Source organism: Rhodoferax saidenbachensis (genome assembly GCF_001955715.1).
GTDB lineage: Bacteria > Pseudomonadota > Gammaproteobacteria > Burkholderiales > Burkholderiaceae_C > Allorhodoferax > Allorhodoferax saidenbachensis.
In genome coordinates this window covers 2,771,828-2,786,201 of record NZ_CP019239.1, presented here as the reverse complement: position 1 = coordinate 2,786,201, position 14,374 = coordinate 2,771,828, and the positions used below count along the sequence as shown (strand labels likewise).

General features: G+C 61.1%; 14 protein-coding genes and 1 pseudogene. 5 read left to right on the top strand and 10 right to left on the bottom strand.

From position 1 onward, the window contains the following. Window positions 1–190: 190 nt before the first annotated feature. From RS694_RS13275 to RS694_RS13260, 4 genes and pseudogenes are all read right to left on the bottom strand, one after another. A pseudogene (locus tag RS694_RS13275) lies at window positions 191–368 on the bottom strand (NIPSNAP family protein); the annotation flags it as partial. Window positions 369–766: 398 nt separating this feature from the next. Continuing rightward, window positions 767–2,257: an SIR2 family protein gene (locus RS694_RS13270; protein WP_076069684.1), complete on the bottom strand. Its 1,491-nt coding sequence runs from the start codon at window positions 2,255–2,257 to the stop codon at window positions 767–769. 419 nt (window positions 2,258–2,676) lie between these two features. Further along, window positions 2,677–3,573 (bottom strand): NAD(P)/FAD-dependent oxidoreductase, encoded by an 897-nt coding sequence (locus RS694_RS13265; protein WP_029707184.1) that lies wholly within the window; start codon window positions 3,571–3,573, stop codon window positions 2,677–2,679. Next, the gene (locus RS694_RS13260; RefSeq protein WP_029707185.1) at window positions 3,560–4,045 is read right to left on the bottom strand and encodes an Rrf2 family transcriptional regulator; all 486 of its coding nucleotides are present in this window, start codon (window positions 4,043–4,045) and stop codon (window positions 3,560–3,562) included. The genes RS694_RS13265 and RS694_RS13260 overlap by 14 nt, the downstream gene beginning before the upstream one ends. Window positions 4,046–4,301: 256 nt before the next feature. Here RS694_RS13260 and RS694_RS13255 point away from each other — a divergent pair, with 256 nt between their 5' ends. The 5 genes from RS694_RS13255 to RS694_RS13235 are packed head-to-tail and all read left to right on the top strand — an operon-like array spanning window position 4,302 to window position 8,081. After that, on the top strand, window positions 4,302–4,577 hold the full coding sequence (locus RS694_RS13255; protein WP_029707186.1) for a hypothetical protein: 276 nt from the start codon (window positions 4,302–4,304) through the stop codon (window positions 4,575–4,577). A 6-nt stretch (window positions 4,578–4,583) separates the two neighbouring features. Beyond that, a complete protein-coding gene (locus RS694_RS13250; protein WP_029707187.1) occupies window positions 4,584–6,062 on the top strand; it encodes a pyridoxal phosphate-dependent decarboxylase family protein in 1,479 nt (492 codons plus the stop codon). 9 nt (window positions 6,063–6,071) lie between these two features. Then, entirely contained in the window at window positions 6,072–6,887 is an 816-nt protein-coding gene (locus RS694_RS13245; protein ID WP_037247109.1) for a phytanoyl-CoA dioxygenase family protein, read from the top strand. A 28-nt stretch (window positions 6,888–6,915) separates the two neighbouring features. Beyond that, window positions 6,916–7,641: an alpha/beta fold hydrolase gene (locus RS694_RS13240; protein WP_029707189.1), complete on the top strand. Its 726-nt coding sequence runs from the start codon at window positions 6,916–6,918 to the stop codon at window positions 7,639–7,641. 2 nt (window positions 7,642–7,643) lie between these two features. Continuing rightward, window positions 7,644–8,081 (top strand): nuclear transport factor 2 family protein, encoded by a 438-nt coding sequence (locus tag RS694_RS13235; protein WP_029707190.1) that lies wholly within the window; start codon window positions 7,644–7,646, stop codon window positions 8,079–8,081. Between the two features lie 127 nt (window positions 8,082–8,208). On the opposite strand, the gene RS694_RS13230 is transcribed toward RS694_RS13235, so the two are convergent. Genes RS694_RS13230 through RS694_RS13205 form a run of 6 tightly spaced genes read right to left on the bottom strand, consistent with a single transcriptional unit; the run spans window position 8,209 to window position 14,349 of the window. Then, window positions 8,209–9,153 carry a branched-chain amino acid ABC transporter permease gene (locus RS694_RS13230; protein WP_029707191.1) on the bottom strand — a complete coding sequence of 315 codons (945 nt, stop codon included), beginning with the start codon at window positions 9,151–9,153 and terminating at the stop codon, window positions 8,209–8,211. Further along, window positions 9,153–10,070 (bottom strand): branched-chain amino acid ABC transporter permease, encoded by a 918-nt coding sequence (locus RS694_RS13225; RefSeq protein WP_029707192.1) that lies wholly within the window; start codon window positions 10,068–10,070, stop codon window positions 9,153–9,155. Before RS694_RS13225 ends, RS694_RS13230 begins: the two co-directional genes overlap by 1 nt. Beyond that, entirely contained in the window at window positions 10,070–10,822 is a 753-nt protein-coding gene (locus RS694_RS13220; protein ID WP_029707193.1) for an ABC transporter ATP-binding protein, read from the bottom strand. Before RS694_RS13220 ends, RS694_RS13225 begins: the two co-directional genes overlap by 1 nt. Next, a complete protein-coding gene (locus RS694_RS13215; RefSeq protein WP_029707194.1) occupies window positions 10,819–11,592 on the bottom strand; it encodes an ABC transporter ATP-binding protein in 774 nt (257 codons plus the stop codon). Before RS694_RS13215 ends, RS694_RS13220 begins: the two co-directional genes overlap by 4 nt. After that, window positions 11,579–13,072 carry an aldo/keto reductase gene (locus RS694_RS13210; protein ID WP_029707195.1) on the bottom strand — a complete coding sequence of 498 codons (1,494 nt, stop codon included), beginning with the start codon at window positions 13,070–13,072 and terminating at the stop codon, window positions 11,579–11,581. The genes RS694_RS13215 and RS694_RS13210 overlap by 14 nt, the downstream gene beginning before the upstream one ends. Beyond that, complete coding sequence (locus RS694_RS13205; protein WP_152528804.1) at window positions 13,069–14,349, bottom strand: ABC transporter substrate-binding protein; 1,281 nt, start codon at window positions 14,347–14,349, stop codon at window positions 13,069–13,071. The genes RS694_RS13210 and RS694_RS13205 overlap by 4 nt, the downstream gene beginning before the upstream one ends. Window positions 14,350–14,374: the final 25 nt, after the last annotated feature.

Here is a 14,374-nt window from a genome sequence, read left to right as displayed (position 1 = left end):
TTGCTATCAAAACAGAAGCTGCTTGCGCATATTCCACGGGGGCTAGAGGCCAATTTGGCTCATAAATCCCAGCGAAACGCCTGCTGAGGCTACTGCGCGTTGACCGAAGGCCGCAGGCCCGCCAGGTGTTTGCGTCCTAGTGGCGTTTGCTCAGCATGCGCACTGCCCGCTGGCAGTAGGCCCTTTACTCCGCCAGGCTGGAGAAAGAGATGAGTCCGCAACGCCTCGTAGTTGCTGTCTTCGTGCGGCACAAAGTAGCCCAGCAAATGTCCACCCAGGCGCGGAATGATGCGGGCCCAGTTGTTGGCGTAGGCGGTGAACTGGTCTTTCTGGAACGGGTCGATTTCGTAGCGGATGAAGCAGGTGATCGCCGTGGGGACTTCTCTTGTGGTGATGAGAGAAGTCTGGGGGGCGAATCTTGGAAATGCTTTGGTGGGTGCCGAAGTGATGGGTGAATCTGTTGGCGGAGCTGTGATGGAGAGGCTATGCGATTAGCGGTTGTTGTCACTTCCGCTGCACCAAAGTTGCTGATTTACTGATTGGCGTTCGCTATAAGAGCGAGGTTTATTAAGCCCTCCCTACGGGCGTTGGAAACTTTTTTCTATAAGTCTCATTACAGGCCAGTCGACAACATCACTATCTTTGACCGCGAACGCATCGCGTGCTACCGGTAAGTCGATGGCGCTGTGTCAACTGGCGCCGGAGTACGAAGCGTGTTAGGTGCCACTGGACATTGCCATTGCTCGCACCGGCATGGAGTAGTTAGTTAGACACCTTTCCCGATTTGCTGAAGAATAGTTGGGATTTCGTCATAGTTTTCATACCAAATAATATTTACTCCCAACTCTCTTAAGACCTCTTCGTTAAGTTTGTGATGTCTATCTAGAAAACGCCGAACTGTTGTAGTTGGTGCACGTACGACAGACTTTTCTCCATCCATTGAAAAGCTCTCATATGTTATTCGCTTCATAAATGCGAAGTGCTTCGGCTTATCTATTGATTTGGCCGATATCTCAAGTAGCCTGCGTAGATTTGGATCAGTTAACGAAAGACCAACCATCAGGCAAGATGTTTCTTTGAGGCTGTTTAATTGAATTAGGTTAGACCAGTGATAGGACTCTCTGTATATCTGGTGGTAGCCTTCCTCTGAAAAAACGAGTGTCGCCTTATTGATGTTTTCATACTCTGATCGGTCTTCCGGAAGGAAGCCGTGAACATGATAAATCGGCAACTCTTCGGGAGAAGGTAGATCTAATTCTTCAAATATGCTCCGATAAGACAGACCTCGACTTTTTACTTCGCGTTCAAGCAAATCGTCAAAGTTGTATGTCAATACGGCTCGCATTTTTGCCCCTGTACGACTTGGTGCGCACAGGTTTGCGATTGCTTTTATTAATTGAGAGCTGATTGAATATTTTTTATTACGGAGGCCGTAGAGTTGGGTCGTCACTGCGGCAATGAATTTGCCCTGCTCCGTTGGTGAGTCTGTGGTGATGCCTTTGCGTATGTATCTTGCCAGCATTAAGGCAGATGGGCCGTCGATTTGTCTAAGCCGCTTGACAATGCTTGATATCTGTTCGGAATCAGTGTTCTTTGTGCCTGCGACGTCCTCTGTGAGCATTGAAACAAATAAAGAATTCAGAAGCGTGTCCCAGTCGGGCAGTCCTGCACTGCTCGACACACCAGCGCCGAGGAACATGGAAAAGCGACCGGACTTATATTGATCTCGAACGGCATTTATTACACCTTCTCTCTGCGTTTTCCAATCTTCTGCATTACTTTCGAGTGCAACTCGAAAGCGATTCGAAAACAAGTTTTCAGCTAAGTTTGATGCCGTCGTCGGATGTCGGTCGATTAAGGATTGAATTTCGCTCGGGCCCCATAGATAAACGCTTGCAGCAGCCGGAAAATTTTTCTTAATAAACGGAACTAAATTGTGACTATATTTTGTTAGTGAAATCAGGAGCAATGATGTGCTTGCTTCTTTGGTTGCACTTGAGAATCTATTAGCTTCTTTGATGACTCTGTTCGTACTTAAAGCCCTAACAATTTCAATGGAAACTGGGCCATGAATGTCTCCGAATCCATTGGGGGCGAAAGCGTCAAACGTTGCAATGTTGCTACCTGAGCTGTGAACAAAATCTTGTTTTTTGGCTTGTGCTTCGGCTTGCAGAAGCTTTATCAAGAAGGATTCAACCAAGTAATAGCCGCCGGTGCCATAGCTTGATAATTTTTCTTCTAATTGTAGAAAGTCCATGAAATCTCCCCAAAGGCGCGTAACGTAATTTGTGCCGCAAATCCTGTACTTTAATTTGGCGACGGAGGATCAACCTTGGCATCCATTTCTCTCGAAATTGGTTTGCTTATTCGCACTTTTAAAAATTTCCGTTAACGCTCGCATGCATTGCAGTTAACTAATTAATCGAACTGGTTGCCTCGACCACTCTAATAATTGCACTATAGCAATGGCAGCTTTCATGTGCTTGAAACGACAGTCAGCACCTAACTCGAAGCCACCGCTACAACGTACATCTCGAAGATCTTTGCAATCAATTTGTTGTAGAAATAGAAGCCTGCTCGCGCAGAGGTTATTTCTCAGAGGCTAGCGACTATTTGGTTTCTAAGTGTCAGTGCTCCGTAGTCGATGCAATGACCAATTGTGAAATACAGCTGTTCTCAAACCATCGAAGCCCGATGCGCCCCAAACCCAGCCATCGCTCCATCCGCGACCGCTAGCGTCACATTCCCCGCAGCCCGCGCGGCATCCCCGCACGCAAACACATTGGGCACGCTGGTGGCCTTGCCTTCGTCCACTTTGATGAACAGGCCCATAGGTCCTTCTTCCAGCGCGCAACCCAGTTGCTCAGCCACAGGGCTGCTCATCAGCGTGCGCGGCTGGGTAAACAGGCCATTCAGCGTGATGGTGCGGCCGTCTTGCAGCACCACGTCGGCGTGGCCGTCTATGCGGCTTATCAACACCGGCTCCACCTGCGTGCCGCGGCGGGCGATGGCGGCCAGGTCTTCTTCGCTGGGTGTGTAGGCATCGTTCAGGAACAGGGTAGGGCTGCCCCAGTCCGGCAGCATGAGGGCGTGGTGCAGCGCCAGTGGTGACGCGGCGATGATGCCGATGCGGCCTGCGTTCATCTCGTAGCCGTGGCAATACGGGCAGTGGAAGATGCTGCGGCCCCAGCGCTCGGTCAGGCCGGGCACGGGTGGCAGTTCGTCGCGCACGCCGGTGGCCAGGATGAGCCGGTGGGCGCTGATGGCCTCCGTGCCCACACGGAACTCCAGCCGCCCATCCGCTGCCACACGCGCGTCTTCTGCGGTGCCGTGCATCCATTCCACGTTGGGGTAGTTCATGAGCTGCTCGCGGGCGTCGGCGGCTATCTCGGCGGGCGGGCGGCCGTCTTGCGTCAGGAAGCCGTGCGATGTTTCGCCTGCTGCGTCCACAAAGCGGTTGCGCCGCTGGCCGGCGTCTACCACCAGTACGTTGCGGCGCGCGCGGGCCAGTTGCAGGGCGGCAGAGAGGCCGGCGTAGCTGCCGCCGATGACGGCAAAGTCAATGGTTTTCATGGGTGTGTTCCTGTAGATGGTGGTGGCCCGCATGGCCCAGCGCTTTGTGCTGCGCCATGCGGTGGTGAAAGTCGTTGGAGAGCGTGGCCAGGGTGACGGCGCCAAAACGTTTGAGCAGCAGGGCTTCGGCCTCTTGGGCGGCGCCGGCCAGGGCGTCGTTCACGGCCTGGGCCACCAAGCAGGTGGGCTGGTCTTCGCGGAAGCCCAGCGACACCAGCGGCGGCGCGCCCAGCGCCTGGTACACGTCGCCCAGGGTGATGCGGTCCATGTCGCACGACAGTACCCAGCCGCCACCATGGCCCTTGGCCGACACCACAAATCCGGCGTCGCGCAGGCCACCCATCAGGCGGCGCAGCACCACGGGGTTGGTCTGCATGGCGGCGGCCAGCGCCTCGGAAGTGGCGGGGCCTTCGCCCTCGGCCATGTGCAGCAGCACGTGGAGGACGTCAGAGAGTTGGCTGTTCTGTTTCATGCAACATTATTAGTTGCATGTGATAAACCTTGGTGAGTGCAAGGGTTATGGTGGGCCGGTGCAGAAGTGCCAAAGTGCTATCAAAATAGAAGCTGCTTGCGCATATTTCATAAGGGCTAGGGGCCTATTTCATGCATAAACTCCCGGTGCCCACCGAGGTAAAAGCATTCCCTTGCCCCAGCCGGGTTGACGTACGGCAACCTGCGGCAGGCACCCCGTTTAGACTTGCCTCATCGCCATTTCTTTTCGTTTTCCCATGTCCACCACGCCTTACCTCTCTACCACCGCCACTTCAGAAACCCAAGCCTGGGAGGCGCTCAAAGCCTTGGGCGACGCCGCACTGGCGCAGGGCGGCTTGCAGGCGGTGTTTCAGATGTTTGTGGGCACGCTCACTGGCGCCGAAGAAGTGGCGCGTGTGAGTGAGGAAGCGGGCCACCCCGAGAGCTTGATCCCCGAAGTGATAGCCCAGTGGATCAGCACCGACTACGTGCCCGGCATGCAGCAGGCGCTGACGCAAGGCGGGGCAGAGTAGAGCGGCATGGCTTCTTCTGTGACCCAGCCCGACACCCCCTTCCAGGCGGCAGCCGACAGCCTGGACCCGACCGACTGGAACGCTGTGCGCCAGATGGGCCACCGCATGCTGGACGATATGGTGGACATGCTGGCCGGCCTGCGCGAAGCCCCGGTGTGGCAGCCCATGCCGGCAGACAAGCGGCAAGCGCTGCGCACGGGTGATGTACCCACGGCGCCCGGCGATCTGGCCGCGGTGTACCAAGACTTTCAGACGCTGGTGCAGCCCTATGGCAGCGGCAACATCCACCCGCGTTTCATGGGTTGGGTGCAGGGCGGGGGCAACCCCGTGGGCATGCTGGCCGAGCTGCTGGCCTCTGCCACCAACCCCAACCTGGGTGGTCGCGACCACGCGCCCATCGAGGTAGAGCGCCAGGTGATCCGCTGGTCCGCGCAGATGCTGGGTTTTCCGCAGGATGCCAGCGGCGTGCTGGTCACCGGCACGTCCATGGCCAACCTGATTGCGGTGCTGGTGGCGCGCACGCGGGCGCTGGGCACGGCCGTGCGCCAGCAGGGCCTGCAAGGTCAGCAACTGGTGGCCTATACATCGGTCGAGGCGCACAACTGCGTGGCCCGCGCCATGGACATGGCCGGCCTGGGCAGCCAGGCGCTGCGGCTGATTGGGCTGGACGCACAGCACCGCATGGACATGGATGCACTGCAAGCCGCCATCGCCCAAGACCGCGCGGCGGGCCTGCAGCCCTTCATGGTGATTGGCAGTGCAGGCACGGTGGACACCGGCGCCGTGGATGACCTGGTGGCCCTGTCTGCACTCACGCGGGCGCAGGCCTTGTGGTTCCATGTGGATGCGGCGTTTGGCGCGCTGGCCATGTTGTCGCCCGCGCAGCGGCATGTGGTGGCCGGGCTCAGCGATGCGGATTCGGTGGCGTTTGATTTTCACAAGTGGGCGCAGGTGCCGTACGACGCGGGTTGCATTCTGGTGCGCGATGCGGCGTTGCATGCATCCACCTTTGCCACGCAGCCGTCCTACCTGCTGCGCAGTGCGCGCGGCCTGGCGGGCAACCACCCGTGGCCAACCGATTTCGGGCCCGACCTGTCGCGCGGCTTTCGCGCGCTCAAGGTGTGGATGACGCTCAAGACCTATGGCACCGACAAGCTGGGCCAGGTGGTAGCCGGCAACTGCGCGCTGGCGCAGACGTTGGCCGCGCGGGTGCGGGCAGATGCATCGCTGGAGCTGCTGGCCCCGGTGACGCTGAACGTGGTGTGCTTCCGTGTGTTGGCCCAAGGCCTGGAAGGGGCAGACCTGGACCAGTTCAACGCCGATGTAGCGGCCGACGTGCAGGAGTCCGGCATGGCCGTGCCTTCCACCACGCGTGTGGATGGCAAGATGGCCATTCGCGTGGCGCTGGTGAACCACCGCACGCGGGAAGAAGATATCGACCTGTTGCTGGCGGCCATTCGGCAGGCCGCAGCCCGCCGTACTTGAATGTCCAATATGCCCACCACCTACACCTTGCCCCCCGCCACTGTGCAGGACTACGCGCGCCAGGGCGCCGTGGTGCTGCGCGGTGTGCTCACACCCGATGAAGTGGCCCAGCTTGCGCGCGGCATAGAGCACAACCTGGCCCACCTGAGCCCGCTGGCGCTGGTGGCGAGCCAGGCCGATGACCCGGGCAAGTTTGTCGAAGACTTTTGCACCTGGCAGCACAACGCAGACTATGCGGACGTGATGCAGCACAGCGCCTTGCCGCGTGTGGCCGCGCAGCTCATGCAGAGCGAGACGGTGCGCATCTACCACGACCACCTGCTGGTCAAAGAGCCCGGCACGCGCCAGCCCACACCCTGGCACCAGGACCAGCCCTACTACAACGTGAGCGGGCGGCAGAACGTGAGCTTCTGGATACCGGTGGACCCGGTGCCGCTGGAGAGCACGTTGCGGTTTGTGGCCGGCTCGCACGCGGGCACCTGGTACATGCCGCGCACCTTCCGCGACCAGCAGGCCAAGTGGTTCCCCGAGGGCACGCTGGCCGAGCTGCCGCAGATTGACGCGCACCCGGAGCAGTTTGAACAACTGGGCTGGACGCTGCAGCCCGGCGACGCGGTGGCCTTCCACATGCTCGCGTTACACGCCAGCAGCGGCGTGGGGCCGGGCAACCGGCGGCGTGTGTTCTCGGCCCGTTACCTGGGCGACGACGCGCGCCACGCGGTGCGCAACTGGCGCACCTCTCCGCCGTTTGCCGGATTGTCAGATCACCTGCCCGATGGTGCGGTGATGGATGATGCGTTGTTTCCGCTGCTGACTACCACTTGACTTTTTCAACCCCAAGGACCTCTTCACCATGACTTCTTCCACGCTGATTTTGTTGCCCGGCCTGATGTGTGATGACGAGGCCTGGGCGTCGCTGTACCCGCATTTGCCTGCGGGTACGACGCCCCGTGTGATCGACTACGGCATGGCCAACAGCATCACGGCCATGGCCGAGCTGGTGTTGCAGCAGGCGCCCACGGAATACTTTGCGCTGGCGGGGCATTCGATGGGCGGGCGTGCGGCGCTGGAAGTGGTGCGCCTGGCGCCACAACGCGTGACGCACCTGGCACTGCTGGACACGGGGCATCTGCCACGCCCGGCCGGTGATGCGGGCGCGCAAGAGGCGGCCAAGCGCCACGCCCTGCTGGACATCGCCCGTATGCAGGGTGTGCGGGCCATGGCGCAGACCTGGGTGCAGGGCATGGTGCACCCCGCGCGTGTGCAGGATACGGTGTTGATTGAATCGGTGGTGGCGATGTTTGCGCGCAAGAGTGCCGGTGTGTTTGCCGCCCAGATCGAAGCGCTGCTGGCGCGGCCTGATGCGTCAGACGTGCTGTGCACGCTGACCGTGCCCACGCTGTTGTTGTGTGGTGCGCAGGACGCCTGGTCCACCCCCGCGCAGCATGCGGACATGCAGAAGCTCGCACCCCACGCGGTGCTGGATGTGATTGAGGACGCGGGCCATATGTCCCTGATGGAGCGGCCCGAAGCTGTGGCGCAAAGCCTGACACGCTGGCTGCAGCGCACGGCGGCGTAGCCATGAAGTCGCTGGCCCAACTGGCCGCAGAGGCCGAATGCCGCGACCTGGTGTTGCGCACGGCCGATGCGGTGGACAGCGGTGACGCGGCGGGTTTTGCCGCGCTCTTTCTGGAAGACGGCGAACTGGTGCGCCCCGATGGCAGCGTGTTGCAGGGCAGGGCGGCCATTGCGCAGGCCTACGCCGCGCGTGACCCGGACCGCCTGACGCAACACCTGATCAGCAACCACACGGTGGCGCTGGACGAGGCCACCGACACGGCCCAGTCGCGCTGCAAGGTGCTGCTGTGGTCAGGCCGGCACAGTGCGGCCCACACGCCCAAAGGCCGCCCGACCGATGCCATGGCACAGGTGGGCGAGTTCATCGACACGCTGGAACACACGCCGGAAGGCTGGCGTATCCGCCACCGCCGCGCGCACTTCATCCTGCACAGCACCTGAAAACAAAACGCCGCCCCTGAATAACGGTAGGGCGGCGTGGGGTGCGCAGTTTGTTACCTAATTGCTATTAAATCAATAGCTGCTTGCGCACATTCCATAAGGGCTAGAGGCCTATTTCGTCATAAAACTACCGGCTGACGGCCAGTTTCTCCCCCAAGATGCCCCGTGGGCGCAGCACCAGCATGAGTGCAATCAACGCGCCAATCAGCACCACTTGCAGCGCCGCAGCGCGGGCCTGGTGGGCTTGCGGGATCAGCTCTCGCATCACGCTGCCGGCCGTAGTCCAGAAGAACCAGACCACGAAGGCCCCGAGGATGGCGCCGCGGTTGTTGCCGGAGCCGCCCACGATCAGCATGGCCCAGAGCTGGAAGGTCAGGATGGGCAAAAAGTCCTCGGGTGCGATGAAGCCGACGAAGTGTGCGTACAACGCGCCGCCCAGGCCCATCAGCATGCTGCCGATCACAAAACTTTGCAGGCGGAACACAAAGGCACGTTTGCCCAGCGAGGCTGCCGCGTCTTCGTCCTCGCGGATGGCACGCAGCACGCGGCCCCAGGGGCTGTGGGCCAGGCTCTGGAGCGCCCAGTACACCAGCGCCAGCAGGGTCAGGCACAGCGCCAGGTAGGCCATCGTCCAGCCCAGGCCGGTGCCCAGCCAGGCCTGCATGGGCTTGGGGATGAACTGCACACCGAACGGGCCGCCGGTGAGGGGAGTGGCGTTGTTGGCGATGACCTGGATGGTGACGGCAATGCCGAAGGTGGTGATGGCCAGATAGTCGTGCCGCAACCGCAGCGCCAGGGCGCCGACCACCAGACCGACCAGACCCGTGGCCAGCATGGCGCAGACCATGCCCACCGCTACTGGCCAGCCGAAGCCCGCCATGCGGTCTGCCGCTGCAGGCGTGGTGACCAGGGCCGAGGTGTAGGCACCAATGGCCACAAAACCGGCCACGCCGACATTAAAAAGACCGGTGAAGCCCCACTGCAGATTCAGGCCCAGCGTGATGATGGCGTAGGCCGATGCGAAGACCAGGAAGAAGCTGGCGTAGGACAGCCAGCCCGTGAAGTTTTCCATCAGTTTTTCTCCCCGAAAATGCCATTGGGCTTGACCATCAGGATGGCGATGAGGACCATGAACGCCGCCGCACTGCGGTACTCAGCACCTATCACCGTCACGGCCACGCTCTCGGCCAGCCCGACGATCAGCCCGCCCAACACGGCGCCCCAGATAGAGCCAATGCCGCCCAGAATCACGGCCGCAAACAGGGGCAGCAGCAACTCCACACCCATGTTGGGCCGCAGTTGCGCGGTGATGCCGGCAAACACGCCCGCCAGTGCCGCGAGCCCGCCGCCAATGAGCCAGGTGGCGCGCAGGATGCGCTCGGGGTCAATACCGGCCACACGTGCCAGACCGGGGTTGATGGAGGCCGCACGCATGGAGCGACCCAGCGTGCTGAGGCGCAGGAAAAGATGCAGCCCGGTCACGGTGACCAGTGCCAGCACCAGGATGAAAAGTTGATCGGGCGTAAACCGCAAGCCGCCCGCGATGGAGCGGGGCAACACGGCGATGGCGATTTGCAGGTTCTCCGAAAAATACTGCGGCACTCCACCTTGCCAAAACAGCAGCAGGTTGCGCAGCACCAGCGCTGCGCCAAAGCTGGCGATGACCAGGGTGATCGTGCCTTGTTTGCGCAGCCGCTTGAACAGGATGGTGTCCATCAGCAGCGCCATGAGCGCGGTCAGCACGGCCGCGACGACCACAGCGGCCAGCAGCGACCAGCCAAAGGAAAACGGCCCCAGCGGCTCGGCCCATTGGCTGTTGATGGCGGTCAGCGTGGTGGAGGCCACCAGCGCCAGGTAGGCACCCCAGCCGAGCAGTTCGCCATGGCTGAAGTTGGAGAAGCGCACGATTGACAGGGTCATGCTCAGACCGATGGCTCCGAGTGCGATCACGGAGCCGATGATCAATCCGTCGGCAATGATTTGTAGCATTACGTTGTTTCCTTTGCCGCTTGTTTGCCGGTGTGGCGGCCGAGGTAGAGCGCGGCGATGCGTTCGTCGTCCAGCAGTTCGGCGCTGGTGCCCACAATGCGTTCGCGCCCTTCGACCAGAATCGCGGCGCGGTCGGCCAGGGCCAGAGCGGCCTTGACGTTTTGCTCCACCAGCAGCACGGTGATGCCGCTGTCGCGCACTTCACGCAATTTGGCGAAGACCTGCTCCACCAGTTTGGGGCTGAGGCCGGCCGAGGGTTCGTCCAGGATCAGGAGCTGCGGGCGCGCGATGAGTGCGCGGGCCACGGCCAGCATCTGGCGCTGTCCGCCCGAGAGTTGACCGGCCAGAAATTTCTGTTGGCGTGCCAGGTCCGGGAACATGGCGTAGATGGGGTCCAGCCGTTCGCGGCGGTCGGCCTTCATCAGGGCGGCGGCGAGTTCCAGGTTTTCACCCACGCTGAGGTTCACGAAGACGTTTTCGGTTTGCGGCACAAAGGCCAGGCCTTCGAACACCATGCGGTGTGCGGGCGTTTTCGTGATGTCGCGACCGAAGAGCAGGTTGCGCCCACCGGTGATGGGCACCAGTCCGGCGACGGCTTTGACGAAAGAGGATTTGCCGGCGCCGTTGGGGCCCAGCACGGCCACGATTTCGCCCGTCTGAACGGTCAATGAGGCACCGCGAACGATGGACAGGCCGGGCTCGTAGCCGGCTTCCAGGGATTCGACCTGCAGTGCGGGTAGGGTGGTCGTCATGCGGTGGTCCCCAGATAAGCTTCAATCACCTGCGGGTCCTTGAGTACGGTGTCGGCCTGGCCGGACATGATCAATGCACCTTGCGCCATGACCATCACGGGGTTGCACAGCGAGGCCACGAGGTCCATGTTGTGTTCGATGATCAGGAAGGTCACGCCTTGTGCGTTGAGCGTGGCCACCTTGTCGACAATCTGGTCCAGCAGCGCCGGGTTGACACCGGCACCGGGCTCATCGAGCAACACCAGCTTGGGCTGGGTCACCATCACGCGCGCCAGGTCCAGCAGCTTGCGCTGACCACCCGACAGGATGCGCGCAGGCTGGTCTGCCAATGCGGTCAGGCCAACAAAATCGAGCCAATACCGTGCGGCCTCCAGCGTCTTGCGTTCCTGCTCGCGCACACGCGCCGGTTGCAGCCAGTTGGCCCAGAAGCGCTCACCCAATTGGCCTGAGGGGGCCACCATGACGTTATCGAGCACACTCATTTCAGGGAAGGGGCGCGGTATCTGAAAGGTGCGTCCCAGGCCTGCCTGGAACACCGCGTAGGCGCCGCGCCCTGCGATGGCTTGCCCACCGAGCGTGATGGAGCCCGAGGTGGGCTTCAGGAAGCCTGCCAGGCAGTTGAACAGGGTGGTCTTGCCGGCCCCATTGGGGCCTATCAGCCCGCCGATGGCACCGGCGGCCAGTTGGAAGGAGACGTTGTCCACTGCCTGGTGGCCGCCAAAGTTCTTGGCAATGCGGTCCACCACCAGCAGGGGTTCAGTGGGTGTCATGAACAATGGCCTCGGCTTCTATTTCGACCAGATACCCGTCACCAATCAGTGCGGCAACCTGCAGCATGGTGTTGGCGGGGCGGATGTTTCCAAAGTAGCTGCCGTGCACCGTGCTCACGGCCTGCCAGTCGTTGGCGTTGGTGAGGTAGATGCGGGTGCGCACCACGTCTTCCACTTGCCCGCCCAGGGCTTTGATGCTGGCGATGATTTTGTCGATGATGTAGCTGGCTTGCACCGCTGCATCACCCTTGCCAATCACGCGACCACTGCCGTGTGTGGCGGTGGTGCCTGACACCATGATGCGGTTGCCATCACGCACCGCGCGTGCATAACCCGCCAGGGGTTCCCACACGCTGCCGGTGTCCACATACCAGCGGTCGGGTTTGCCGGCCACCGGTTGGCGTGGCCACAGCGGTGGCACGGCGTCCAGGTGGTGGCTCAGGTCGCCCGAGGCGGTCAGGAACGGAGGGCGGCGGTATTCGTCACCGCAATCGCCGTTGAGGCGTTGGGTGTTGGCAAAGGACTTGGACAACACGGTGTAGTCATCTGCGTCCAGCGCGAAGTTGAACAGCTTGAGGTTGTCGGCACGGTGTTCCGATTCGCCGAGTCGTGCGCCGAGAATCACCGCCGCCACGGCGGGTTGCTCCAGCACCCAGCGCGTGGCGACATTCGACACGGACACGCCATGTTTGCGCCCGATCTGCTGCGCTGCACGCAGCACGCCTTGCAGCGCTTCCCAGCCACCGACGGCGTGGATGAAGCGTTGGTACTTCATCTTGCTCCAGTCGTTAACGGCGGCTGGCTCGGCAGCGCCGACCCAGCGGTCGCTCAGGAAGCCGCCGCTCAACACGCCGTAGGCCAGCAGCTTGACGCCGCGTTCCTGACACAGCGTGGCCATGGCTTCGTTGCCACGCCGGTCCAGCAAGGACATGCAGACCTGGTTGCTGGCGATGGGAATGCCTTCGCTCAGTAGCAGCCGCAGGTGCGCGGTGTCAAAGTTGGCCAGACCGAGGTGGGCAATGAGCCCTTCTTCGCGCAGCTTGGCCAGCTCTTGCATGGCGTCGAGGTAGCGCGGGTCTTCAAAGGTCCACCAGTGGAATTGCATCAGGTCGATGCAATCGGTCTGCATGCGGTCCAGCGCGCGTTGCACGCCGGTGCGCACCACCTCAGCCGTCATGGGGCCCGGGGGCGGGCACCATTTGGTGAAAGCCCGCACGCCTGCGCCGTCGGGCGACTTCAGCAGTGTTCCGGTGATGACTTCGGATGAACCGTAGTGGTCCGCCATGTCAAAGGTATCGAAACCGGCGCTGGCATAGGCCTTCATCGCTGCTGCACCCGCTTGCGGGTCCAGCAGCGTGCCACTGCGCTCCATGTCGGCCACTTGCCAGAGGCCGGTCACGATGCGCGATATCTCCAGGCCAGGGGCCAGCATGGCGCGCTCGGGGCGGAGCGCGCCAGAGGTTGGAACAGTCTTGCTCATTTGGTCAGTTTGACTTGAATCGCTTGCACGTCTTCGGTCGAGATCTGGCCTACCGTGGTGACTTCACCCTTGGTGATGCGCCAAGTGCGGAAAGGGCCTGCGATGTCGCCGTTCTTGTCAAACTGAACAGCACCAATGACGCCCACGTAACGCACGGGTTTCTTGTCCTTGATCAACTGCAATGCACGGGCAAAACCTTGGGGGCTTGCGTAGACCACTTCACCACCTGGCTCTGTGACTTTGCGAATCGCATCACGAATGGCTGCGGATTCGAATTTGCCTGCTTGTGCGATAGCCAGCCCCAGAATGGCGGCTGCATCAAATGCGCGGTCTGCAGCGGGTGCGCCTGCATCAAAACCACCGCTCATGGCGGGGTAGGCCTTGGCGAAGTATTCGGTGGATGGAGTGGTCGTGGTGCCGGAGGAGGTACCAAAGGCCTCGGTCAGGTATTGCGGGCCAACACCCTTGATGAAGTCGGCGGCGTTCATGCCGTCATTGAGCAGGATGCGTTTGGTGCCGCCTTGCTGAATCCAGGTGCGCACGATGGTGGTGCCGTCGCCGGGGTAACCAATGAAGTACAGCGCGGGTGGCTCGTTCTTGATGGTCTTGGTGACTTCTGCGTTGTACGACGATTGCTCGGGGTTGTAGGGTGTGACGTCAATAATCTTGCCGCCCAGGCCCAGGTAGGCACGGCGGAATTCGTTCACCATGTTCACGCCAAAATCATTGTTGACGTGGATGATGGACAGGGTCGTCATGCCCTGGTCCAGTGCGTACTTGGCGGCGGCGGTGCCTTGCAGTGCATCGCTGGTGATGGTGCGGAAGAACCAGCCTTTGGTTTTGCCTTCAACAGCCAAAGTTGTCAGTGATGGTGTGGAAGATGCGGGGGAAATTTGCACGACACCGGCAGGTGCTGTGACCGATGTCACCATGGGTACCGACACCGAGCTGATGATGCCGCCAATGATGGCAGGTACCTTCTTCAGGTCGACCAGTTGGCGCGCCTGGTCTACCGCCACGGAGCCCTGGCTTTGTGCGTCGCGCAGATCAAATGCGAGTTTGCATCCGGCAATGCCTTGGGCACCGGCTGCTTTGTTCAGTTCGTTGAATGCCAGCTCCACGGATTTGCTGGCAGCTTGTCCATAACGACCCGCAGCTCCGGTGAGTGAAACCACCATGCCAACCGTGTTGGTGCAGGAGGGTGTTTGGGCCGACGCGTTGGGCGAGGCAGCGAGTGTCAACATCGCGAGGGCTGTCGAGGTAAGAAGCAGGCGCATGGTCATTTCTCCGGTGGTTAAGTCA